We start from the raw sequence: 20972 nt of genomic DNA, 5'->3' as shown, positions 1-20972 counted from the left end.
TGGCTGTACCGGCCTCTTCGCGGGGCAAGTCGGACCGCGAAGAGGCCGCTACAGGCAGTCGAAGAACTCAGCCCAGCGCCGTATCCAGAAACATCATCACCCCGAACCCACCCATCAACCCCAGGGTCGCCGCCGTCTGGTGGCCATTGCGATGGGTCTCGGGAATCACCTCGTGGGACACCACAAAAATCATCGCCCCCGCCGCCAACCCCATGCTTATCGGGTAAGCCAAGGCAAAACCAGTGGAAATCCCCAGGCCGATCACCGCACCCAGCGGCTCCATCAGCCCTGAACCCACCGCTACCAACGCCGCCTTCATGTTCGACAGCCCCGTGGCGCGCAACGCCAAGGCCACGGCCAGGCCTTCAGGGATGTCCTGGATGGCGATCGCGCTGGTCAGCGGCAGGCCGATGTTCATGTCGCCATTGGCGAAACTCACCCCAATCGCCATGCCTTCGGGCAGGTTGTGCAGGGTAATCGCCAACACGAACAGCCACACCCGGTTGATGCGCTCTGCCTCTGGGCCGCAAGGGCCTGTGCTCTCGTGCTCGTGTGGGGTGAAGCGGTCCAGGCCCAGCATCAGCAATACCCCAAGGCCCATGCCCAGCACCACGGTAAACGCCGCCGCCGGGCCGTTGCCGGTGATCTCGCGGGCGGCATCCAAGCCCGGCAGAATCAACGAAAACGAACTGGCGGCCAGCATCATGCCGGCGGCAAAGCCGAGCATCACATCCTGGGTGCGCGCACTCACATCACGCAGCACCACCGCCAGTACCGCGCCCAGGGCCGTGGCGCCAAAGCCGGACAAACCGCCCAGCAGCGCCAGGTGCAGGTTGTCGGCATGGTCGCCGTTGACCGCGTTCCACAGGCTTGCCGCCAATAGCACGATCACCGCCAGCAGGCTCAACCCCAGGCCGGCGCTGAGCCAGGGGGTCGTCAGCACCTGTTGCCGCCAGGCGCTCAGCAGCGAGGGTGGGGTGGCGGTTTCGGAATGGGCTGGGGGCATGTGAACCTCGAATCAATGAATACAGGCAGTCTAAGCAAGGACCTGCACGATCGGCCAAGGATTCCCTTCTATCGACGTGATAGCTGGCTATGCTGTGCTGCAACGTCTTTGCAAGGGAGTAGCGGCATGGGGTCTACATTCAATAGCCTGGTTGGCCTGATCATTCTGGCCCTGGACATCTGGGCGATCCTCAATGTGATCAAAAGTGGCAGCGAAGTGGGCATCAAGGTGTTGTGGATTCTGCTGATCGCGCTGCTGCCGGTGATAGGGCTGGTGATCTGGGCAATTGCTGGGCCCAGGGGCAATGTGCGGATCTGATAGCGGACATAAGCAGAAATGCGGCCGTGACAAAATTTTCACATTGGTTTAAACAGAATCCGCACCCGCACAATGCTGCGTTGGTATTAACCTTCGCCATCTCCGCAAACCCGCAATCCTAGGACTTTCCCATTCATGGCTAACACGGATGCCTTGAAACAGGGCGCGCGAGCGTCGTTCGCGCCGACCCTGAAATCCCACCTGGCCTACACGCTGCTCAGCGGCCTGGTCATCATGCTGATGCTCAGCCTCGTGCGCCTGGCGCTGTTGGTCTACAACAGCGACATGATCGGCGATACGCCCTATGCGACTGTCGCTGAAGGCTTCCTCAACGGGTTGCGCTTCGACCTGCGGGTGGTGGTGTACATCAGCATTCCGCTGCTGTTGGCCATTCTCAGCCCTTGGGCCATGGCCCGGCGTGGCGTGTTCCGGCTGTGGCTGACCCTCGCCTCCAGCGTGGTGATGTTCCTCGGCCTGATGGAGATGGACTTCTACCGCGAGTTCCACCAGCGCCTCAACGGCCTGGTGTTCCAGTACATCAAGGAAGACCCCAAGACCGTCATGAGCATGCTCTGGTACGGCTTCCCGGTGGTCCGTTACCTGTTGGCCTGGGTCGTTGGCACCTGGCTGCTGAGCCTGCTGTTCAAGGGCGTCGACCGCATGACCCGCGGCGGCCAGCCGGCCGGCGCCACCCCGCAGCGCAGCGTAGCGCCGTGGTACAACCGCCTGGCGGTGTTCATGGTGATCCTGCTGGTGGCCGTGGTCGCCGCCCGTGGCACCCTGCGCCAGGGCCCGCCGATGCGTTGGGGTGATGCCTTCACCACCGACTCCAACTTCGTCAACCAGCTGGGCCTGAACGGCACCCTGACGTTGATCGATGCTGCCAAGAGCCGCTTCGGCGAAGACCGCGCCAACATCTGGAAGCCGGTGCTGGACCAGCCGCTGGCCACGCAGACCGTGCGTGAGCAACTGCTGACCGCCCACGACACCCTGGTCGACGCCGACGAAGCGGCAATCCGCCGTGACTTCGTGCCACCGGCCGACCGTACCCTGCCGATCAAGAACGTCGTGGTGATCCTCATGGAGAGCTTCGCCGGCCACTCGGTGGGCGCCCTGGGCAGCCCTAACAACATCACCCCGTACTTCGACAAACTGGCCAAGGAAGGCTTGCTGTTCGACCGCTTCTTCTCCAACGGCACCCATACCCACCAGGGCATGTTCGCCACCATGGCCTGCTTCCCCAACCTGCCAGGCTTCGAATACCTGATGCAGACCCCGGAAGGCGGGCACAAGCTGTCGGGCTTGCCAGCATTGCTCAGCGCCCGCGATTACGACGACGTGTACGTCTACAACGGTGACTTCGCCTGGGACAACCAGTCCGGTTTCTTCGGCAACCAAGGCATGACCACGTTCATTGGCCGCAATGACTTCGTCAACCCTGTGTTCTCCGACCCGACCTGGGGTGTGTCCGACCAGGACATGTTCGACCGTGGCGCTGAGGAGCTGGCCAAGCACGACGGCAAGAAGCCGATCTATGCGCTGCTGCAGACCTTGTCCAACCACACGCCGTACGCGTTGCCCAAGGACCTGCCAGTGGCGCCTGTGACCGGCCAGGGCCGCCTGGACGAGCACCTGACGGCCATGCGTTATTCCGACTGGGCGTTGGGCCAGTTCTTCGAGAAGGCGCGCAAAGAGCCGTACTTCAAGGAGACCCTGTTCGTCATCGTCGGCGACCACGGCTTCGGCAACCACCAGCAGGTCACCGAGCTGGACCTGGGCCGCTTCAACGTACCGCTGCTGCTGATTGCCCCGGGCATCCAGGAGAAGTTCGGTGCGGTCGACCACACCGTCGGTACCCAGGTCGACATCGTGCCGACCATCATGGGCCGTCTGGGTGGCCAGACCCGCCATCAGTGCTGGGGCCGCGACCTGCTCAACCTGCCTGAGGGCGACCAGGGCGTGGGCATGATCAAGCCGTCGGGCAGCGAGCAGATCGTGGGTTTGGTGCAGGGTGACCGCATCCTCATCGAGTCCAAGGACATGAGCCCGCGCATGTATCGCTACCAGTTGGGCAGCGAGTTCAAGGCCGAGCTGATCGAAAGCCCGGACCAGCCGGAAATGCTGAAAAAACTTGAAGCGTACATCCAGACGGCGACCAAGAGCCTCCTGGACAACACCGCTGGCGTCGTGCACGGCACGCCGAAGTAACCCCCAGCAGGCGCGCCTAGTGTCCCCGTCAGGCGCGTCCGCTGTCCCCGGCACGCGCGCCTGTCATCGCCGGCTGCCGCGTCTATCATCACCGGCTGCCGCGTCCGTTGTAGGAGCAGCCTTGTGCTGCGAAGAGGCCAGTGAAAGCACCGTAGATCTTTGGTGTTTACACTGGCCTCTTCGCAGCACAAGGCTGCTCCTACAAGGGCCACCGCAAAACCCTGCCAATTGAAGGGCCACCGCAAAACCCTGCCAATTCAAGGACCACCGCAAAGCCCTGCCAACTGAACAAATCCCCCCGCCCAAGGTCAAGCTATACAGGCGCCACACACCCGGCGTTCTTCAGACCGAGGGCTCGTTCCATGAAAGAGTGGGAAGTCATCTTTGCCGACCAGAAAGGCGAACCGACGTCATTGCGGCTGCGGGCTGAACATTGCCCCAGCGAAGAAGACGCGGCCCGTGCCATTCGCTCGCACTTGTTTCCGGTCATGGATGAATTGGACCTCAACGACTTCCAGGACCGTGCACCATCCCCCACGGCGCGCTGGCTCAAAGAGCAAAATGGCGTCACCATCACCCGTATCCAGGAAGCGCCCTGAAGCTTGCGTTGACGTGGTGCCCACGCAGGCACTACGCTGGACCCAGGTGCCGGCCTATTCTGCGGGTCGGCACCCATAACATTCGCGTCTTGCATCAGCTCTATACAACTCGATCTGTCCGGCACCGCCGGCAGGTACGTAGTGCCCGGAAAGTCTATCCATTGCATTGCAGGAGGACGATTCATGAGCAGCCAGAACGACGATATCAGCAGCAATGTCCTGCGCCAGATGAAAGCTGGCGGTTTTGACTTCACCCGCATCCACCCTATCGAGTTCTACGCAGTATTCCCTGATGAAGCCGGCGCGCGACGGGCAGCCGGGCAATTTCGTGGCGAGTCCCTCAACGCCCAGGTACGCGAACGCAAAGACGGCGCCTGGCACCTTGAACTGAGCAAGGTCATGTATGCCACTTATGGAGGGATTGGCGACTTCGAAGAAACGTTCGAGCAACTCGTTTCACCGTACGGTGGCGAGGTCGAAGGATGGGGCGTCAAGCAAGAGCGACTGTGCGCCTGACCCTGACTCACCCACTGCCGCTCCACAGGCTTATGCACCTCCCTGTAGGAGCGGCCTTGTGCCGCGAAGGGCCGCCAAGCGGCCCCAACCTCTCAGGGCTTACGCCCCGCCATATGCCCCAGATAAGCCAGTAGCGCATCCAGCTCCTGCTCGCTGAGCACCGCCTCTGTAAACCCCGGCATCTTCGCCTGCGGCCACATTCGAAGGCTTTGCGGGTCACGGATCAGCTTGCGCAAAAATGCCGGCTGGAAGTACTCGGTAGGGTTGTGCGGCAGGTTCAAGTCTGGCCCAAATTGGGCATCACCCGCGCCATTGAGGCGGTGGCAGGCCAGGCAGTTCTGCTGGAACAACGCAAACCCCTGGCGCACCGGGTCATTGGCCGAGAGCTTCGGGTCTGGCAGCAGTGCCGGAAAACGCTGCTCCACCGAGGCCAGGCGGCGGATGCTGGCGATCTGGAACGGCCACTGCTCTGGGCGGATGCCGCTGGCCTGCGGTGCCGTCCAGACCAGGTAGAACGGCCCGGCGCTCGGCTTGCCGTTGCCCAACGCGGGCCACGGTTTGGCCGGGTCTTCGACGGCCAGCCAGGCACGCGCCGGCCCTTGCTGCAGCAGCGGCGCGGCAGGCATTTCGGCAGCAAAACCATCCAGCGCCACGGCTTGCAGGTGGTCGTTCGCACCCACGCCCTGCAGCAGCACAGCCAAGGGGACGGCGCGATACTGCATGGGGCGCTTATAGGAAACGTCCTGCTCGATGCTGATGTCGCGCGCCTGCGGGAGGGCAAGCAGCTCGGCGCTGCTCCACTGGCGCGACGTGTCACTCAGCTCAAGGTGCAGCTGCGCCGCCGACAGTGGCAGGCTCAAAAGCAGGGCGAGTAGGGCAAGGCAATGGCGCATGGGGAATCTCCGGCCTTCAAGGCCGGCAGATTACATGCGCGCTGCCTGTTGACGCCACAGCCACCGTCAGCCGAACAAACGTGTCAGGTTCGGCAGTATCAGCAGTAGAGTCGTGGCGAAGAGAATGAGCCCTGCTTGGCGTATTTTCGATTGTCTGAACATGGCGGACCGCCTTCTTGTTGTTATTCCTGAATACCCGTTGGCTTCCCTGTCGCGTTTCGGGTCGATCGCAGTGGCGTAAGTTGACGCCTGTTCTGCTTGCCTCTTGAAAGTCGATATACAACCAACAGTAGGGTGTGCGTCATCCATGTTTGAGAACCCTTTGTTCTAATTGTAAGGCTGGTTAATTTCATTGGGTTATGAGGCCAATGGCCAGCTGGCTGGCATGCTCTCGCTAGACAGTGGCGTTACTGCAAACGACACGCCGGCGAAATATGACCGTTCGTCAGTGCAGCCTACTTGCTTGTACGTGCCTTTCGCGGCAGTCTCTACAGCAGATTCCCACCCATGTCGTTCAGGACTATTTCTATGTCGTTACGCATCTGCATCCTGGAAACCGATGTCCTGCGACCGGAGTTGACGGCGCAGTACCACGGCTATGGCAGGATGTTCGAGCAGCTGTTCTCGCGTCAGCCGATCGCCGCCGAGTTTCGCGTGTACAACGTGATGAACGGCGACTATCCCGCCGACGATGAAGTGTTCGATGCCTACCTTGTGACGGGCAGCAAGGCCGATTCGTTCGGTTCCGACCCTTGGATCCAGACGCTCAAGGCTTACTTGTTGAAACTCTACGCACGGGGCGAGAAGCTGCTGGGCGTGTGTTTTGGCCATCAACTGCTGGCCTTGACCCTGGGTGGCAAGGCCGAGCGCGCCGAGAAGGGCTGGGGTGTGGGCATCCACCGTTATTCACTGGCGGCGCATGCGCCCTGGATGGACCCGGAGGTTTCAGAGCTGACCCTGCTGATCAGCCACCAGGACCAGGTCACCGAGCTGCCGGAAGGCGCTACCGTAATTGCCTCCAGCGACTTCTGCCCGAATGCCGCCTACCACATTCGTGACCAGGTGCTGTGCTTCCAGGGGCACCCGGAGTTCGTGCATGACTACTCCCGCGCGTTGCTGGATGCGCGGCAGACGTCATTGGGGGATGAGGTGTACCACAAGGCCATTGCCAGCCTGGCCACCGAGCACCAGGGCGACCTGGTGGGCGAGTGGATGTTGCGGTTCATTGGGCAGTCGGTGAGTAAAGACAGCGTGGCGTGATGGCGGGGGGCCGCACAGCGGCCCCAACATCAGTGCTGTACCTGTAGGAGCTGGCTTGCCTGCGATGGGCCGCACAGCGGCCCCAACATCTCAAAGCCAACCCGACTTCTTGAAGCTGGCATACAACCCCGCACACCCCAACCCAATCACCCCTAACACACCAAAATACCCGTACTGCCACGCCAGCTCCGGCATGTTCTGAAAGTTCATCCCATAAATCCCGGCAATCGCCGTGGGGAAGGCCAGAATCGCCGCCCAGGCCGCGAACTTGCGTTGCACGATGCTTTGGCGCGACGACTCCAGCAACATGCCGATCTCGATGGTCTGGCTGGCGATATCGCGAATGCCGACCAGGTCTTCCATCTGCCGCGTGACATGAATCTGCACATCGCGAAAATACGGTCGCATGTTCTTGTCGATGAACGGAAAGCTCAGGCGCTGCAGTTCTTCGCTCACCTCCAGCATCGGCGCCACGTACCGGCGCAGGCGCAAGATGTCGCGCCGCAGGCTGTGCAGCCGGCGGATGTCATCCTCTTGCAGCGAACCGCCCAGCACGCTCTGCTCTAACTCTTCGATTTCGCCATGGATCGCTTCGCTGACCGGCTGGTAGTTCTCGGTCACGAAGTCGAGCAGCGCATACAGCACGAAGTCCTCGCCATGCTCCAGCAGCAGCGGCCGTGCTTCGCAGCGTTGGCGCACCAGGGCGTAGGATTTCGAGTGGCCGTTGCGGCAGGTGATGATGTAGCCATTGCCAGCAAAGATATGGGTTTCGATGAACTCCAGCTTGCCTTCATGACGTACCGGCGAATAGGTGACGATGAACAGCGCATCACCGAAGGTTTCAAGCTTGGGCCGGCTGTGCTTTTCCAGCGCGTCTTCAATGGCCAGCTCGTGCAGGTTGAACTGCCGCTGCAGGTTGGCCAACTCCTCGGCGTTGGGTTCTTCGAGGCCGATCCAGACGAAGTGGCCGGGCTTGCGCGCCCATTCGCTGCCTTCGTCGATGCTGATGTTAGTGACCTTTCTGCCGGCGCTGTACACCGCCGACGCCACGACTCGACCCATGGTTGTCCACTTATTCGATTGAACACCCTTACAGCTTGGGCTGTAAGGGCCCAGAGGGCAACCTAGCGGCGTGCGAGTTCATCTTCCATGCGGTCGATGCACTGCTGCATCTGGCTGCGGCACTGTTCGACCAGGGCGGGGATGTCGCGCTGGCTCAAGCCCGCCGTGGCAATCGGCGGCAGCGAGCGCACGATCACCGTCCGCTGCCGCCAGCTGTTCAGGTTCAAACGCCGGGCATAGCGGCTGACGCACACCGGCACGATTGGTACACCGGCTTCGATGGCCATGTGAAAGGCGCCTTTCTTGAACGCCAACAGGTGGTCTGCCGGGTTGCGGGTGCCCTCGGGGAAAATCCAGATCGATGTATCGTCCTGCAGCACCCGCGTGGTCTTTTGCAGCGCCTTGCGCGCCTGGTAGGCATTCTTGCGGTCGATCAGCACATTGCCGCCCAGCCAGAACAGCTGGCCGAACAACGGGATCCAGCCCAGGCTTTTCTTGCCAATAGCCACGGTGCGCGGCGGCACTGCCTGGCCAATGAGGAACAGGTCGAAGTTGGACTGATGGTTGGCGATGATGACGCAACCGGGCGGGTGATCGAACAATGGGCCGACTTCGGCCTTGACCTTGACGCGCATCAGCCAGGCGGCCGGCACGCTGTAAAGCCGGGCAAATACCCGGCTGTTGTCGGGGTTGAAGGGGCGGCACAGGCCGATTATCAGGCCTACAGCGCCAACCAGCAGAAAATGCAGGGCCAGCAGGAGCATGCGCAACGAATAAAGCATGGGATGACTCACACCAGATAGTCGCATTCCAGTGTACGACTGTGCACTCAAAGAGGCAAACCTGGGGTGAGTCTGTCGACCTGCAGGGTTAGCCCATGTGGCTCTGATCCAGCTCGATAGCCTTGTCCAGAGCCTCCAGCAGGCCCTTGCGCACCTTCAGCTTGGTGTTTTTGTGCGCCAGCATGTTCAGCTTCTTCAGTTCACGGGCCGCAGCCAGGGCCGCCTCGTGCAGTTGCTCGGCCGGCACCACCTTGTCGAGGAAGCCGGCGTCCAGTGCGCCTTGCGGGTCGAAGATCTCGGCGTTGATCACCGAGCGGTGGAAGGCCGAGCGGCGCAGGCGGTCGCGGGCCAGTTCGATGCCGGCATGGTGCATGGTCATGCCGATCTGCACTTCGTTCAGGCAGACCTTATAGGGCCCGTCGACACCAATGCGGTAGTCGGCCGACAGCAGCAGGAAGGCTCCTTTGGCCACGGCGTTACCGGGGCAGGCGACGATCACCGGGAACGGGTGCGACAGCAGGCGGCGGGCGAGGGTGGAGCCGGCGGTAACCAGGCCTATCGCCTCCTTGGGGCCACTGGTCATGACCTTGAGGTCGTAGCCGCCCGACAGAATGCCCGGCTGCCCGGTGATGATCACCACGGCACGTTCCTGTTCGGCGCGGTCGAGGGCGGCGTTGAAGGCGGTGATGACATCCGGCGAGATGGCATTGACCTTGCCGTTGTTTAGGGTCAGGGTGGCGATGCCGTCTTCGGCGTGGTAGGTAATCAGCTCGCTCATGGCAGAGTCCTTTTGTTGGCGTGGCGACGACGTTACCCAGCGCCGTGGGCCAGGTAAAGCAGCAAGGCTGACTGGCCGGTCAGCGTTTACCAGGCCTCAAATGCAAATGCATGAAAAATTTGAAAAAAATGCTTGCCAAAGGAAAGGCCTTCCACTAAATTAGCGCGCCTCGACAGGCTGAAAGGCTTGAAGAGAAAACGGTGAAGTGTCCGAGTGGTCGAAGGAGCACGCCTGGAAAGTGTGTATACGAGAAATCGTATCAAGGGTTCAAATCCCTTCTTCACCGCCACATTCTACAAAAAGCCCCCGCGCTGAAAAGCTCGGGGGCTTTTTGTTTTCGCAGTGCTTATGGGGCTGCTGTGCAGCCCATCGCCGGCAAGCCAGCTCCCACAAGAACTTTGCAGACTCCAAGGTTGGCGCCACGCCTGTGGGAGCCGGCTTGCCGGCGATGGGCCGCGCAGCGGCCCCGGGTTCATCAGAAACTCACAGACGCCGACAACCGTGCCGTCCGCGGCGCACCCTGGAACAGGTAGTTGTCCCCCAGGTAATCCCCCACATCGCGCCAGTAGCGCTTGTCGAACACGTTATCCACGGTCAACCGCAGCACCGTGTCATACCCCCCAATGCGGGTGCGGTAGCGGCTGCCGACGTCGAACACGGTATAACCCCCCACCTCGACATTACCCGCCTGGCTGGCATATTTGCTGGCGCTGTAGCGCGCACCGCCCAGCAGCGCCAGGCCTGGTACCGGCAGGCTGTATTCGGCCTGCAACGCCGCACGCAGTTTGGGCACATTGATTGCCTGATGCCCTTCGTAGTCCTCGGTCCCGCTGTTTTTTACCCGCGCGCGAATGGCTGCGGCACTCGCCTGCACTTGCAGGTTCGAGGTCATCCAGCCACTGGCGCCCAGCTCCAGGCCGGTGTTTTTCTGTTGGCCTTGCTGGACATAGGTGAAGGTGCCTTGGCCATCGGGGCGTGCGTATTGATACGCCTGGCGGATCTGGAACAGTGCGGCACTGAAGCTGATGCCTTGCCAGTCGCGTTTGATGCCCAACTCCAGCTGGCGTGACAGGGTGGGGGCGAGGATTTCAGCCGCGTTGCTGGCAAACCACGGTGCAGTACCGCCAGCCGACAGGCCTTTGGCATAGCTGGCGTACAGCGTGGTGTCTGGGCGTGGCTTGTAGATGAGCGCAGCATTGGGCAGCAACTGGTACTGGCGGGTGTGGCGCCCGGCAACACCGGTCTCGTCCCAGGTCTGCTCGTCCAGGCGCACTTCGCGAGCGCCGATCACGGTTTGCCACTGCTCGTTGAAGCTGATGCGATCACTCACGAACACGCCGTACTGGCGGCTGTCGAGGCGGCGCTCGCTGGCGCCGATCGGCTTGTCAGACGGGGCGAGTGCTGGCGCACCGGTGTAGATACTGCCGGTACCCAGCCATTCGTTGTAATAGGGGCGTTGATCCACCGTGCGGCGTTGCGCGCTGCTGCCAATTGTCAGGTCGTGCCCTACGCCCAGCGCATCGAAGCGGCCGTTGAGCGTGGCCTGTGCCTCGTCGGTGCGGCGGGTGTCATCCGGGCTGCGGTAGTCATAGATGTCATAGTCGCCATTGCTGCCGAAAAAAGCCCCCTCGCTCGAGCCCCAGGCAAACGCACTGTAATCGTCGATCACCACCTTGCTACGCGACGCACTCAACGTGCCGGTCCAGGCCTCGTTGAAGCGGTACTCGAAACGCCCGCCCAGGTTCAGCGAATCGTTCTGCACCGGCTTGGCCCACTGCTGGTAGGCCAGGCGATCATGCGGGTCGATACCGTGTGGCACCTCGGTGCCGCCGAGCAACTGGTAACCAGGCACTGAGCGCTGTTCGCGGTGCTGGTACTCGGCATCCAGCTGCAGCGTGGCATCCGGGTTGATCTGCCAGTCGAAGGCCAGCGAGGCGAAGTCGCGCTTGCCGTCGGCATGGTCGACATAGCTGCGGATGTCTTCATGGGCCAGGTTGGTGCGCAGGCCGAACTGCCGCTCGCTGCCGAACCAGCCGCCCAGGTCGGTGGCCAGGTAACGTTCGCCTTGTTCGTTGGTCGATACCGTCACGCTGCGCACGTCTTCGGCGCGCTTGGTCACGTAATTGATCAGGCCGCCGGGCTCCGAAACGCCGCTTTGCAGCCCGGACAAGCCCTTGAGCAATTCCACTTGCTGTTTGTTTTCCAGGGCCACGTTCTGCTCGCCGGCGAGGGTCTGGCCATTGATCCGGTAGCTGCTGGCGGCATTCAGCTCGAAGCCGCGCACGTTGAAGTTTTCGTAATAGCCGATGGGCGCATAGCTTTCCCCCACCGAGGCATCGCTTTGCAGCACTTCGCTGAGCTTGCGCACCTGGCGGTCCTCCAGCAATTGTTGGCTGAACACGCTGACCGAGGCTGGGGTGTCGAGCAGCGGCGCGGGCTGGAAGCCACCCACCGAGGCTTCGCGCACCTGGTAGCCGTCGTTGCCATAGCTGTCGGAGACCCGCAGCGGGTCCAGCACGATGCTGTCTTCGGCAAGCAAATGAGGGCAATGCAGGGCCAGGCCCAGGCTGAGCAAGCTCAGGGGCAGGCGGGGGCGAAGCGGGGGCATGCGGAGGCTCCTGGATACGCGACACCAGTGCCGGCCTCTTCGCGGGGCAAGCCCGCTCCTACAGGATTTTGCGCAACCCTTGTAGGAGCGGGCTTGCCCCGCGAAGAGGCCGGCACAGGCCATGAAAAAGGCGGCATCTTAACAGCCACCTTCAACATTGGACGATCAGGCCCGCGCGATATTCAGTCGTTGCTGGCCGGGCGCTTGTGCTGGCGCCAGCTGTCGTCGATCTTCGACCAGGTCTTGCCATCGGTCACGGCCAGCAGTTTGCGCCCGTCCTTGAAGGTGGCAAGGAAGGTGGCTTCTTCTTCCTTGCCACCGAGCCAGAGCCCGGCCAGCAGCCCCACCGGCCCGGCCACCAAGGCCCCAGCTACACCCCAGCCAAGGGCGGTACCCAGGCTGCGGCTGGACTCCAAACTGGACAGCTTGAGGTCACTGATGCGTGCGAGTGAGATCCGCTCGCCAGGCGAGGGGCTACGCGGGGTCTTGAGTGTGAGCGATCCGTTGCGATACTCGCCTTCACCTTGCAAGAAATCGCCGGATCGAACCGTGAGTCTTGTCATAAAGTCGTCCTTCAGGGAGGGGGCATTGTCCAGCGCTTACTTGAGCCCTCCCGAGGCAGGCAGTCAACGCTCAGGCGACGGAGGGTAGTGCGTTGCAATGTCGCGGCTGATGCGCTTGCGCTCGGCCAGCGCCCAGGCCAACAGTGCCAGCGTACCGATCACCAAGCCGGCCACGACAATGCCCATCCAGCCCTGACGCTGGAACAACTGCGTCCCCAGCAGCGACCCCAGCGCACCGCCGATGAAGTAGCAAGTGATATAGCCTGCATTCAGCCGTGTGCGCGCCTCTGGCCGCAGCGCGATCACCGCGTTTTGGTTGCTCACGTGTACCAGCTGTACGGCCAGGTCGAGCATCAATACCCCCAGCAGCAACGCCAGCAGCGAGTACTCGGCAAAACCAAGCGGCACCCACGACAGCAGCAGTACGATCAGCCCGACCGTGGTGCCTAACGCCCCTTTGCCTCGGTCGGCCAGGCGCCCAGCCCAGTTGGCCGACAGCGCCCCCGCCGCGCCTGCCAGGCCGAACAGGCCGATTACGGCGTCCGAGTAGTGGTAGGGCTCTTGCGCCAGCAGGAAGGCCAGTGGTGTCCAGAACAGCGCGAACAGGCTGAACGCCAGCAAGCCCAGCAGCGAGCGCAAGCGCAGCACGGGCTCTTCGATGAACAGGCGGAACACCGAGCCGATCAAGGCCGGGTATTTCAAGCCGGCATGGCTGTGGTGCTGCGGCAAGCTGCGGTACAGGGCCAGAGCGGTGATGGCCATCAGTACTGCGGCCAGCACATAGATACTGCGCCAGCCACCCAGCTCCGCCATGAAACCGGCCGCCGTACGCGCCAGCAGAATGCCCAGCAACAGGCCGCTCATCAGTGTGCCCACTGCGCGCCCGCGCTGGTGCGGCTCACTCAGGCTCGCGGCCATCGGCACCAGGATTTGCGCCACCACCGAGAACAGGCCGGTCAGCGCGGTGCCGAGCAGCAACCACGGCAGGCTCGGTGCGCAGGCGCTGATGACCAGGCCGAGGGTCGAAATGGCGGTCATCACCGTGATCAGGCGGCGTTGCTCGAACAGGTCGCCCAGGGGCGCCAGCAGCAACAGGCCAGCGCCATAGCTGAGCTGGGCGGCGATGACGATGCTGCCGGCGCCGGCGGTGCTCAGGCCGAACTGCAGGGCGATGCTGTGCAGCAACGGTTGCGCGTAGTAGTTGCTGGCCACGGCCAGGCCGGTGGCGGTGGCCATCAGCAGGATCAGGGCGCGACTGAGGGTGGGGGCGTTCATGGGGATCTCGGGGGGCAGGGAGCTGTATTCTAGGGGCGTTGAGGGTTTGACGGGGAGTTTTAGGCGCCGCTCGCGCGGCGCTTCGCAGCACAAGGCTGCTCCTACAGGAGGCGGGCACCAAAAGGTCGAGCGCCCATGTCACAGGAATAACTGGCCCGAAACGGATGTAGTAGGAGCAGCCTTGTGCTGCGAAGCGCCGCGTGGGCGGCGCTCGATCTCACAGGCGCTAATACCCCCACCTCAAGCCGCAAACCCACCATCCGCCGTCAAACTGGCCCCAGTGATGTACCCCGCCTCTGGCCCCGCCAGGTAGGCCACGAAGCTGGCAATCTCATCCACCTGCCCATAGCGCCCAATGGCCATCAGCGGTATCAGGCTGTCGGCAAACTCACCGCTGGCCGGGTTCATGTCGGTGTCTACCGGGCCGGGCTGCACGTTGTTGACGGTGATGCCCTGGGGGCCGAGGTCGCGTGCCATGCCGCGGGTCAGGCCCACCAGCGCCGATTTGCTCATGGCGTAGGGGGCGCCACCGGCAAAGGGCATCCGCTCGGCGTTGGTGCTGCCGATGTTGATGATGCGCCCGCCCTGGCCCATGTAGCGCACGGCCGCTTGGCTGGCGACGAACACACTGCGCACGTTCACCGCCAGCATGCGGTCGAAGTCCCCCAGGTCGAACTCGGCGATCGGCGCCACCGTCAGCACGCCGGCGTTGTTCACCAGAATGTCCAGCCCACCAAAGGCCTTCGCGGTGTCATCCACCGCCAATTGCACGGCTGCGGCGTCGGCGCTGTCGGCGCGCAGGGCGAGGGCTTGGCCGCCGTTGCCGATGATTTCCTGGGCCAGCTGTTCTGCCGGGCCGGCGGAGCTGACGTAGGTGAAGGCAACCCGAGCACCGTCGCGGGCCAGGCGGCGCACGATGGCCGCACCAATGCCGCGGGAGCCGCCCTGGACCAGGGCTACCTTACCGTCGAGTGGAAGTTGTTTGGACATGCTGATCTCCTGCTGGGAAGCAAGGCCGAATGCCTTGGATGGGCGCAGTATCGGTGGCTAATTACCTGCTGATAAGATGGCAATCACTATTAGCAGAGTAAACCTTTGGTTGTTAATTATGGCCGTGGAGTCGTTCAACGCCCTCGAATGCTTTATCCGCAGCGCCGAGGTCGGCAGCTTCGCCGAGGCTGCTCGCCGCTTGAGCCTCACCCCCGCCGCAGTGGGCAAGCATGTGGCTCAGCTGGAAGCCCGGTTGGGCGTGCGACTGTTCCAGCGTAGTACCCGCAAGCTGACCTTGACCGAAGCAGGCCAGCGTTTTCTGGGTGAAGTGAGTGACAGCTTTCGTACCATCCAGTACGCCGTGGCTAACCTGGCCAGTGCCGAAGGCCAGCCGGCCGGGCTGCTGCGGGTCAGCATGGGCACGGTGTTCGGGCGGTTGTACGTGTTACCCCTGTTGGGAGAATTCTTACGCCGTTACCCGGCGATTACCCCGGATTGGCATTTTGACAATCGCCAGGTCGACCTGATCGGCCAGGGCTTCGATGCTGCCATCGGTGGCGGTTTTGATTTGCCGCCGGGGGTGGTGGCGCGCAAGCTGACCCCGGCGCACCGGGTGCTGGTGGCAGCGCCTGCCTACCTGGACCAACAAGCGCCGATTGAGGACCCACAGGCGCTGCAGCGCCACGCCGGCATTCTGATTCGCTCACCGCAGACCGGCCGGGTGCGCTCCTGGCCGCTGACCAGTCGCTGGCAGGAGCAGCAGCCGTTGGTGCTGCGCCAAGCAATGACCATGAGCGATTCGGATGCGGCCTGCGCGGTGGCGCAGCAGGGGTTGGGGGTTGCCTTGGTCAGTCTGCCGTTTGCCGTGCCTTACCTGCAGGCCGGGCGGCTGCGGCGGGTGTTGCCGGATTGGTATGTGGACGATGGGCATATCAGCGTGTACTACGCCCAGCACAAACTGTTGCCCGGGAAGACGCGGGCGTTTATCGATTTTGTCGTGGAGCAGTTCGCGCAGCAGGGGTTGGCGGGGCAGTTCGATGCGCTGCAGGGCCTTTAGATTGATGCTGCCTGATGCGGCCTCTTCGCGGGTAAACCCGCTCCCACAGGGATGGCGCAATACCTGGGCACAGATTTCAGGCCTGCAGTGATCCTGTGGGAGCGGGTTTACCCGCGAAGAGGCCTGTTCAGACAACATCAACAATGAAGAATACCTGCGCCCCCAAGCTCACCTCGTCATCCACCCGCTTGCCCACCAGCTGCTGCCCCAGCGGCGAGCGCGGTGTGATCACGGTCACCAGTTCATCTCCTTCACCCACTTTCAACCCCGCCGCCTCAGGCCCGAGGAACAGCCTACGTTGCTGGCCATCCTCGTCCTCAAGGGTCACCAGGTTACTCACCTGCACGCCACGCGCAGGGTCGTAGTCACGCAACAGCAGTTGCTGGTAAATCTGCAACGCCTGGCGAATCTCGGCAGTACGCCGCGCCTGGCCGGTGGCCAGGTACGAAGCTTCAAGGCCCAAGGTGTCATACTTGTTTTCGGCGATGTTCTCTTCCGCGGTGGCGGCTTCGTACGCGGTCTGGGCGGCGCGGCTCAGCACGTCTACGTCATGTTCGAGGGTCGCGACGATGCGCGTGAGTAGCAGGGGCTTGTCCATCTTCAGTAACAGAACTCCAGCACATGGGCCTGGCTTTTTTCGGTGGGCGCGGTGCGGTTCTGTTGCAGCCAGAACTGGCACTTGGGGCTGTTGAGGTTGCGAGGGTTGCCTTGGGCAGCCTCGGCGGCCTGTTGCAGTTGCTGCTGGTGCAGGATGTCCTTGTAGCGCTCGAACATTTCGCCCTGGGCATCTACCGGTGGCGGCGCGGCGGGTTGGCTGCGGGCAGGGGCCACGGCCTGGGCGACCGGCTGCACCTGCTCTGGCCACAGCTGCAACGCCAACCACAGGCTCATGGCGATGGCCACGGCGCCCAGCCACAGGCCAAAGGCCACGCAGAGGATCAGTTGCAACGGCTTGAGGGTGATTTTCAGTTCACGGTGGCGGGGCATGGCAGCCTCCTGGCAGGGCAGTTCGAGGTGCATTGTCGCACGCTGTCGGCGAATTTTACCCGTGGGTGCTTTTGTCCACGGCAATTAATCCGCAGAATTCGCGGTTTTGGGCACCATGAGGGGGAGGGCACATGAAGGCCACCTGGGACATCTTTTGCACCGTCGTCGACAATTATGGCGACATCGGCGTCACCTGGCGCCTGGCGCGGCAACTGGTGGACGAGCACGATCTGGCGGTGCGCCTGTGGGTGGACGACCTGAACGCCTTCGTGCCGATGTGCCCCGGCGCCGATGCCACGGCGCTGCAACAATGGCAGCACGGTGTCGATGTGCGCCAGTGGCCTGCCGAGTGGCTGCCGGTGGAGCCTGCCGAGGTGGTGATCGGCGCGTTCGCCTGCCAGCTGCCGGCGCACTATGTCGAGGCCATGCGTGCGCAGCCCAAGCCGCCGCTGTGGCTGAACCTCGACTACCTCAGCGCCGAGGACTGGGTTGAGGGTTGCCACGGTTTGCCGTCGCCCCAGCCCAACGGCTTGCGCAAAGTGTTCTTCTTCCCAGGCTTTACCGAAAAAACCGGTGGCCTGTTGCGTGAGGGCGATTTGCTGGCGCGGCGCGAAGCCTTCGCGCAATCTGCCCAAGCCCGGCAGGCGTTCTTGCAGCGCCTGGGTGTACACCCCGAGGCGCAAGCGCGGCTGATCTCGCTGTTCGCCTATGAGAACACCCAGCTGGGCAACTGGCTGGATGCGTTGGCAGCAGATACCCAGCCGACCCACCTGCTGGTACCGCAAGGGCGCATCCTGGCTGACGTCGCCCATTGGCTGGGCGAGCCGGGGCTGGCGGTGGGCGATGTGCGCCTGCGCGGGTCGCTGACGGTGCAAATTTTGCCGTTCGTCAGCCAGGACGATTATGATCGCCTGCTGTGGGCCTGCGACTTCAATGCCGTGCGCGGCGAAGACTCGTTCGTGCGTGCGCAGTGGGCCGGGCGGCCGATGCTGTGGCACATCTACGTGCAGGACGAGAACGCCCACTGGGAAAAACTCGAAGCGTTCCTTGCGCATTATCGACAAGGCCTGTCAGACGATGCCGCTGACGCACTGGTTGCGTTGTGGCGTGCCTGGAACATGGACAACGACGTCGGCCAGGCGTGGCAAGCGGCCCAGCGGCACTGGCCAGAACTGCAGCAGCATGCCCGAGATTGGGCGGCCCGGCAGGCCACTCGGCCGGACCTTGCCATGACGCTGGTACAGTTTTACCGAAATTGGCTATGATATGCGGCCTCGATTTTTATAAATCCATCCAGATTCGGATACTTCGTAATGAAAACTGGTAAAGAACTGAAACCCGGTACCGTACTGCGGATCGACAACGACCCGTGGCTGGTTCAAAAAGCTGAGTTCACCAAATCGGGCCGTAACAGCGCGATCATGAAAACCAAGCTGAAGAACCTGCTGACCGGCTACAAGACCGAAACCGTCTACGGTGCGGACGACAAGCTGGACGACGTGATCCTGGATCGCAAAGAAGCGACCCTGTCGTTCATCAGCGGTGACTCGTACACCTTCATGGACACCACCGACTACACCATGTACGAACTGAACGCCGAAGACATCGACGCCGTTCTGCCGTACATCGAAGAAGGCATGGATGACATCTGCGAAGCCGTCTTCTTCGAAGGCCGCCTGGTCTCGGTAGAACTGCCGACCACCATCAGCCGTCAAGTTTCCTACACCGAAAACGCTGCCCGCGGCGACACTTCGGGCAAGGTCATGAAGCCTGCCAAACTGAAGAACGGTACCGAGATTCAGGTTGCCGACTTCATCCAGATCGACGAGTGGATCGACATCGACACTCGCGACAACAGCTTCAAAGGCCGTTCCAAGAAGTAATTCTTCTTGTGATGCGCACAAAAAACCCGGCCTCGGCCGGGTTTTTTTATGCCTGCATTCAGACCGTCACGTGCAGCCTTACATCCACATTGCCGCGGGTGGCGTTGGAGTAAGGGCAGACCTTGTGCGCCTTCTCCACCAAACCTTCGGCATCGGCCTGGGCCAGGCCCGGCAGGTTGATGTGCAGGTCGATGTCCAGGCCGAAACCACCCGGGATCTGGCCAATGCCCACGTTTGCAGTGATCGAGGCATCGGCCGGCAGGGCTTTTTTCTCTTGCCCGGCGACAAATTTCAGTGCGCCGATGAAGCAGGCCGAGTAACCGGCCGCGAACATCTGTTCAGGGTTGGTGCCGTCACCGCCCGCGCCGCCCAGTTCTTTGGGGGTGCTCAGCTTGACTTCCAGCTTGCCGTCGCTGGAGCGGGATTTACCGTCGCGCCCGCCAGTGGAGGTGGCTTCTGCGATGTACAGCGGAGTGACCTTTTGCATCTTGAGCCTCGCTAATGTGCTGTGCGCAACCGGGTGTCGGTGGCGCTGGGTAGGTGTGGGATTTAAATTAGCGCGCAATTAGTTTGCGCGCAAGATAAATCATCACCGTTCATCCGAACGGCCATCACACAGCATAGCGCTCAGAGGTTTTTCTGCAGGTTATTGCGCAGTTCGAGCAGGTCGGCTTGCAGCTGTTTCAGGCGTTCCAGGCTGCGCCCGCTGGCCTTGAGGATGCACGGGGGCACCTGTTTGGCCTGTTGTTGCAAATCACGGCCCTTGTCGGTCAGTTGCACCAGTACCACCCGTTCGTCCTCGCGGCTGCGGGTGCGCTTGAGCAGGCCTTCGCTTTCCAGGCGCTTGAGCAGCGGGGTCAGCGAGCCAGGGTCGGTGAGCAGGTGCTGGCTGATCTCGCCCACGGTCAGGCCATCCCGCTCCCACAGCACCAGCATGGCCAGGTACTGCGGGTAGGTCAGGCCCAGCGCTTGCAGCAGCGGCTTGTAGACCTTGGTCATCAGCAACGAGGTCGAATGCAGGGCGAAGCAGACCTGGTTGTCCAGCAGCAGCTCGTCACAGGAGGCTTGGGTGTCGGCGTTCATGCAGGTCCTTGAAATAATCAATGGGGAAATCTAGCACGCTGATCATTAGTGCGTTCATTGCCAGCGCAGTTCACTGCGCAGGGCCAGGTCCCAGGGTGGAATGGGGCTGAAACGGCTCTTGAGAAATTCGAGCAGCAAACGGCTGCGAGAGTTCGTTTCATGTGCCAGGCGTAACGCATAAATGCCACTGGACTCGGCGGCTGGCAGGCCACCTTCGCAAAACAGCGGGACCAGTTCGCCGCGCAGCAGGTAGTCGCTGATCAGCCAGGTGGGCAGGTGGGCAATGCCCAAACCTGCCAGGGCGCCGAACAGCAGGGTTTCGGCGTTGTTGGCGGCCATGCGCATGCGCGATGGCCGGTACAGGCGGGCCTGGCCGGCCACGCTGAAGCGCCAGGCAAACGGCGGCGCCAGGCCGTCCCAGTCGAGGCCGTCGTGCGCAGGCAACTCGCTGGGGCACGCCGGTACGCCTCGGCTGGCCAGGTAGGCCGGGCTGGCGCAGGCGATGCGGACCATGTAGGCCAGCGGTGTGGCGACCAGGCGCGTGTCGGCCAGGGGGCCTGCACGCAATACCAGGTCGACTTCGCCGAGGTGGCTGCCTTGCAAGTCGACGAAGCTGTCGATCAGGCGCAGGTGCACGTCAAGCCCGGGGTAGGCCACGAGGAAGTCGGCGATGGCCGGGGCGAGGTGGCGGCGGCCAAACGCGGCGGGGGCGTCGATGCGGATGAGGCCTTCTGGGGCGCTGCTCAACGAGACGGCTTCGGCGCGGGCCAGGCGCAGCTCCTCGATGATGCGTCGTGCGCGTTCGGCAAAGGCGTTGCCGGCCGGGGTGGCACGCACAGCGTGGGTGCTGCGGGTGAACAGCCGGCTGCCCACGGCGCTTTCGAGGTTGTCGATGCGCCGGGCCACGGCCGAGGGCGTCAACGGGTGGCGCCGCGCGGCGGCAGAGAAGCTGCCGGTTTCCAGCACGTCGAGAAACAGGCTGAGTTGGTCGGTGAGGATATCGGGGTTCATGGTGGCTCGGCTTTGCATAAAACGCACAGCCATTGTGCGCTGCTGTGCGTTTCCCCACCAGCCCCGACTCGGTAGCATGCCCACCATTGCAAG

At 62.7% G+C, this 20972-nt stretch carries 22 protein-coding genes and 1 tRNA gene; 9 read left to right on the top strand and 14 right to left on the bottom strand.

Annotated features, from left to right (window positions below; translation table 11 throughout):
- Positions 1-67: 67 nt before the first annotated feature.
- Positions 68-1006, bottom strand: coding sequence for a ZIP family metal transporter (locus QOS90_RS21870; protein WP_027596019.1), 939 nt, complete (start codon positions 1004-1006; stop codon positions 68-70).
- 126 nt (positions 1007-1132) lie between these two features.
- Here QOS90_RS21870 and QOS90_RS21865 point away from each other — a divergent pair, with 126 nt between their 5' ends.
- From QOS90_RS21865 to QOS90_RS21850, 4 genes are all read left to right on the top strand, one after another.
- The gene (locus QOS90_RS21865; protein WP_027596020.1) at positions 1133-1324 is read left to right on the top strand and encodes a PLDc N-terminal domain-containing protein; all 192 of its coding nucleotides are present in this window, start codon (positions 1133-1135) and stop codon (positions 1322-1324) included.
- Positions 1325-1459: 135 nt separating this feature from the next.
- A complete protein-coding gene (locus QOS90_RS21860) occupies positions 1460-3532 on the top strand; it encodes an LTA synthase family protein (protein ID WP_085273717.1) in 2073 nt (690 codons plus the stop codon).
- Positions 3533-3894: 362 nt separating this feature from the next.
- Positions 3895-4131, top strand: a complete 237-nt coding sequence (locus QOS90_RS21855; protein ID WP_027596022.1) for a hypothetical protein — start codon at positions 3895-3897, stop codon at positions 4129-4131.
- 183 nt (positions 4132-4314) lie between these two features.
- Positions 4315-4647: a ribonuclease E inhibitor RraB gene (locus QOS90_RS21850; RefSeq protein ID WP_027596023.1), complete on the top strand. Its 333-nt coding sequence runs from the start codon at positions 4315-4317 to the stop codon at positions 4645-4647.
- Between the two features lie 92 nt (positions 4648-4739).
- Here QOS90_RS21850 and QOS90_RS21845 read toward each other — a convergent pair whose 3' ends face one another.
- Positions 4740-5540 (bottom strand): cytochrome c, encoded by an 801-nt coding sequence (locus tag QOS90_RS21845; protein ID WP_085273716.1) that lies wholly within the window; start codon positions 5538-5540, stop codon positions 4740-4742.
- A 528-nt stretch (positions 5541-6068) separates the two neighbouring features.
- On the opposite strand from QOS90_RS21845, the gene QOS90_RS21840 reads away from it, so the two are divergent.
- A complete protein-coding gene (locus QOS90_RS21840) occupies positions 6069-6800 on the top strand; it encodes an amidotransferase (RefSeq protein WP_027596025.1) in 732 nt (243 codons plus the stop codon).
- A gap of 90 nt (positions 6801-6890) precedes the next feature.
- On the opposite strand, the gene QOS90_RS21835 is transcribed toward QOS90_RS21840, so the two are convergent.
- The 3 genes from QOS90_RS21835 to QOS90_RS21825 all read right to left on the bottom strand — a co-directional run bounded on the left by QOS90_RS21835 (position 6891) and on the right by QOS90_RS21825 (position 9422).
- Positions 6891-7862 carry a magnesium and cobalt transport protein CorA gene (locus QOS90_RS21835; RefSeq protein WP_027596026.1) on the bottom strand — a complete coding sequence of 324 codons (972 nt, stop codon included), beginning with the start codon at positions 7860-7862 and terminating at the stop codon, positions 6891-6893.
- Positions 7863-7924: 62 nt separating this feature from the next.
- Complete coding sequence (locus tag QOS90_RS21830) at positions 7925-8644, bottom strand: lysophospholipid acyltransferase family protein (RefSeq protein WP_085273715.1); 720 nt, start codon at positions 8642-8644, stop codon at positions 7925-7927.
- 88 nt (positions 8645-8732) lie between these two features.
- Positions 8733-9422, bottom strand: a complete 690-nt coding sequence (locus QOS90_RS21825; protein ID WP_027596028.1) for a crotonase/enoyl-CoA hydratase family protein — start codon at positions 9420-9422, stop codon at positions 8733-8735.
- 199 nt (positions 9423-9621) lie between these two features.
- Here QOS90_RS21825 and QOS90_RS21820 point away from each other — a divergent pair.
- Positions 9622-9711, top strand: a tRNA-Ser gene (locus QOS90_RS21820).
- A 186-nt stretch (positions 9712-9897) separates the two neighbouring features.
- Here QOS90_RS21820 and QOS90_RS21815 read toward each other — a convergent pair.
- The 4 genes from QOS90_RS21815 to QOS90_RS21800 all read right to left on the bottom strand — a co-directional run bounded on the left by QOS90_RS21815 (position 9898) and on the right by QOS90_RS21800 (position 14858).
- On the bottom strand, positions 9898-12030 hold the full coding sequence (locus tag QOS90_RS21815) for a TonB-dependent siderophore receptor (protein WP_085273714.1): 2133 nt from the start codon (positions 12028-12030) through the stop codon (positions 9898-9900).
- Between the two features lie 182 nt (positions 12031-12212).
- Positions 12213-12593 (bottom strand): hypothetical protein, encoded by a 381-nt coding sequence (locus tag QOS90_RS21810; protein WP_027596030.1) that lies wholly within the window; start codon positions 12591-12593, stop codon positions 12213-12215.
- A gap of 63 nt (positions 12594-12656) precedes the next feature.
- Positions 12657-13868 carry an MFS transporter gene (locus QOS90_RS21805; RefSeq protein WP_027596031.1) on the bottom strand — a complete coding sequence of 404 codons (1212 nt, stop codon included), beginning with the start codon at positions 13866-13868 and terminating at the stop codon, positions 12657-12659.
- Between the two features lie 240 nt (positions 13869-14108).
- The gene (locus tag QOS90_RS21800) at positions 14109-14858 is read right to left on the bottom strand and encodes a 3-oxoacyl-ACP reductase family protein (RefSeq protein ID WP_085273713.1); all 750 of its coding nucleotides are present in this window, start codon (positions 14856-14858) and stop codon (positions 14109-14111) included.
- 118 nt (positions 14859-14976) lie between these two features.
- Between QOS90_RS21800 and QOS90_RS21795 the strand changes: the two genes are divergently transcribed.
- A complete protein-coding gene (locus QOS90_RS21795) occupies positions 14977-15915 on the top strand; it encodes a LysR family transcriptional regulator (RefSeq protein WP_027596033.1) in 939 nt (312 codons plus the stop codon).
- A gap of 127 nt (positions 15916-16042) precedes the next feature.
- On the opposite strand, the gene QOS90_RS21790 is transcribed toward QOS90_RS21795, so the two are convergent.
- Together QOS90_RS21790 and QOS90_RS21785 are read right to left on the bottom strand one after the other, a co-directional pair.
- The gene (locus tag QOS90_RS21790; protein WP_085273712.1) at positions 16043-16513 is read right to left on the bottom strand and encodes a GreA/GreB family elongation factor; all 471 of its coding nucleotides are present in this window, start codon (positions 16511-16513) and stop codon (positions 16043-16045) included.
- A gap of 2 nt (positions 16514-16515) precedes the next feature.
- The gene (locus QOS90_RS21785) at positions 16516-16902 is read right to left on the bottom strand and encodes a hypothetical protein (protein WP_027596035.1); all 387 of its coding nucleotides are present in this window, start codon (positions 16900-16902) and stop codon (positions 16516-16518) included.
- A gap of 131 nt (positions 16903-17033) precedes the next feature.
- Between QOS90_RS21785 and earP the strand changes: the two genes are divergently transcribed.
- Positions 17034-18167, top strand: a complete 1134-nt coding sequence (gene earP, locus QOS90_RS21780; RefSeq protein WP_085273711.1) for an elongation factor P maturation arginine rhamnosyltransferase EarP — start codon at positions 17034-17036, stop codon at positions 18165-18167.
- 48 nt (positions 18168-18215) lie between these two features.
- A complete protein-coding gene (gene efp, locus QOS90_RS21775) occupies positions 18216-18785 on the top strand; it encodes an elongation factor P (protein WP_027596037.1) in 570 nt (189 codons plus the stop codon).
- 58 nt (positions 18786-18843) lie between these two features.
- Here the strand turns inward: efp and QOS90_RS21770 are convergent, their stop codons facing one another.
- The 3 genes from QOS90_RS21770 to QOS90_RS21760 form a co-directional block, all read right to left on the bottom strand.
- On the bottom strand, positions 18844-19272 hold the full coding sequence (locus tag QOS90_RS21770; protein WP_027596038.1) for an organic hydroperoxide resistance protein: 429 nt from the start codon (positions 19270-19272) through the stop codon (positions 18844-18846).
- Between the two features lie 140 nt (positions 19273-19412).
- Positions 19413-19868: a MarR family winged helix-turn-helix transcriptional regulator gene (locus QOS90_RS21765; protein ID WP_085273710.1), complete on the bottom strand. Its 456-nt coding sequence runs from the start codon at positions 19866-19868 to the stop codon at positions 19413-19415.
- A 54-nt stretch (positions 19869-19922) separates the two neighbouring features.
- The gene (locus tag QOS90_RS21760; protein ID WP_027596040.1) at positions 19923-20879 is read right to left on the bottom strand and encodes a LysR family transcriptional regulator; all 957 of its coding nucleotides are present in this window, start codon (positions 20877-20879) and stop codon (positions 19923-19925) included.
- Positions 20880-20972: the final 93 nt, after the last annotated feature.

Origin of the sequence: Pseudomonas sp. LAIL14HWK12:I10 (assembly GCF_900184205.1) — a bacterium.
Classification (GTDB): Bacteria; Pseudomonadota; Gammaproteobacteria; order Pseudomonadales; family Pseudomonadaceae; genus Aquipseudomonas; species Aquipseudomonas kermanshahensis.
Note: the sequence above shows the minus strand (reverse complement) of the source record. Positions and strands in the feature narration are given on the sequence as shown.

Coding starts and splice junctions, on each gene's coding strand:
- QOS90_RS21870 (WP_027596019.1), bottom strand. CDS start 1,006: ATGCCCCCAGCCCATTCCGAAACCGCCACCCCACCCTCGCTGCTGAGC.
- QOS90_RS21865 (WP_027596020.1), top strand. CDS start 1,133: ATGGGGTCTACATTCAATAGCCTGGTTGGCCTGATCATTCTGGCCCTG.
- QOS90_RS21860 (WP_085273717.1), top strand. CDS start 1,460: ATGGCTAACACGGATGCCTTGAAACAGGGCGCGCGAGCGTCGTTCGCG.
- QOS90_RS21855 (WP_027596022.1), top strand. CDS start 3,895: ATGAAAGAGTGGGAAGTCATCTTTGCCGACCAGAAAGGCGAACCGACG.
- QOS90_RS21850 (WP_027596023.1), top strand. CDS start 4,315: ATGAGCAGCCAGAACGACGATATCAGCAGCAATGTCCTGCGCCAGATG.
- QOS90_RS21845 (WP_085273716.1), bottom strand. CDS start 5,540: ATGCGCCATTGCCTTGCCCTACTCGCCCTGCTTTTGAGCCTGCCACTG.
- QOS90_RS21840 (WP_027596025.1), top strand. CDS start 6,069: ATGTCGTTACGCATCTGCATCCTGGAAACCGATGTCCTGCGACCGGAG.
- QOS90_RS21835 (WP_027596026.1), bottom strand. CDS start 7,862: ATGGGTCGAGTCGTGGCGTCGGCGGTGTACAGCGCCGGCAGAAAGGTC.
- QOS90_RS21830 (WP_085273715.1), bottom strand. CDS start 8,644: ATGCTTTATTCGTTGCGCATGCTCCTGCTGGCCCTGCATTTTCTGCTG.
- QOS90_RS21825 (WP_027596028.1), bottom strand. CDS start 9,422: ATGAGCGAGCTGATTACCTACCACGCCGAAGACGGCATCGCCACCCTG.
- QOS90_RS21815 (WP_085273714.1), bottom strand. CDS start 12,030: ATGCCCCCGCTTCGCCCCCGCCTGCCCCTGAGCTTGCTCAGCCTGGGC.
- QOS90_RS21810 (WP_027596030.1), bottom strand. CDS start 12,593: ATGACAAGACTCACGGTTCGATCCGGCGATTTCTTGCAAGGTGAAGGC.
- QOS90_RS21805 (WP_027596031.1), bottom strand. CDS start 13,868: ATGAACGCCCCCACCCTCAGTCGCGCCCTGATCCTGCTGATGGCCACC.
- QOS90_RS21800 (WP_085273713.1), bottom strand. CDS start 14,858: ATGTCCAAACAACTTCCACTCGACGGTAAGGTAGCCCTGGTCCAGGGC.
- QOS90_RS21795 (WP_027596033.1), top strand. CDS start 14,977: ATGGCCGTGGAGTCGTTCAACGCCCTCGAATGCTTTATCCGCAGCGCC.
- QOS90_RS21790 (WP_085273712.1), bottom strand. CDS start 16,513: ATGGACAAGCCCCTGCTACTCACGCGCATCGTCGCGACCCTCGAACAT.
- QOS90_RS21785 (WP_027596035.1), bottom strand. CDS start 16,902: ATGCCCCGCCACCGTGAACTGAAAATCACCCTCAAGCCGTTGCAACTG.
- earP (WP_085273711.1), top strand. CDS start 17,034: ATGAAGGCCACCTGGGACATCTTTTGCACCGTCGTCGACAATTATGGC.
- efp (WP_027596037.1), top strand. CDS start 18,216: ATGAAAACTGGTAAAGAACTGAAACCCGGTACCGTACTGCGGATCGAC.
- QOS90_RS21770 (WP_027596038.1), bottom strand. CDS start 19,272: ATGCAAAAGGTCACTCCGCTGTACATCGCAGAAGCCACCTCCACTGGC.
- QOS90_RS21765 (WP_085273710.1), bottom strand. CDS start 19,868: ATGAACGCCGACACCCAAGCCTCCTGTGACGAGCTGCTGCTGGACAAC.
- QOS90_RS21760 (WP_027596040.1), bottom strand. CDS start 20,879: ATGAACCCCGATATCCTCACCGACCAACTCAGCCTGTTTCTCGACGTG.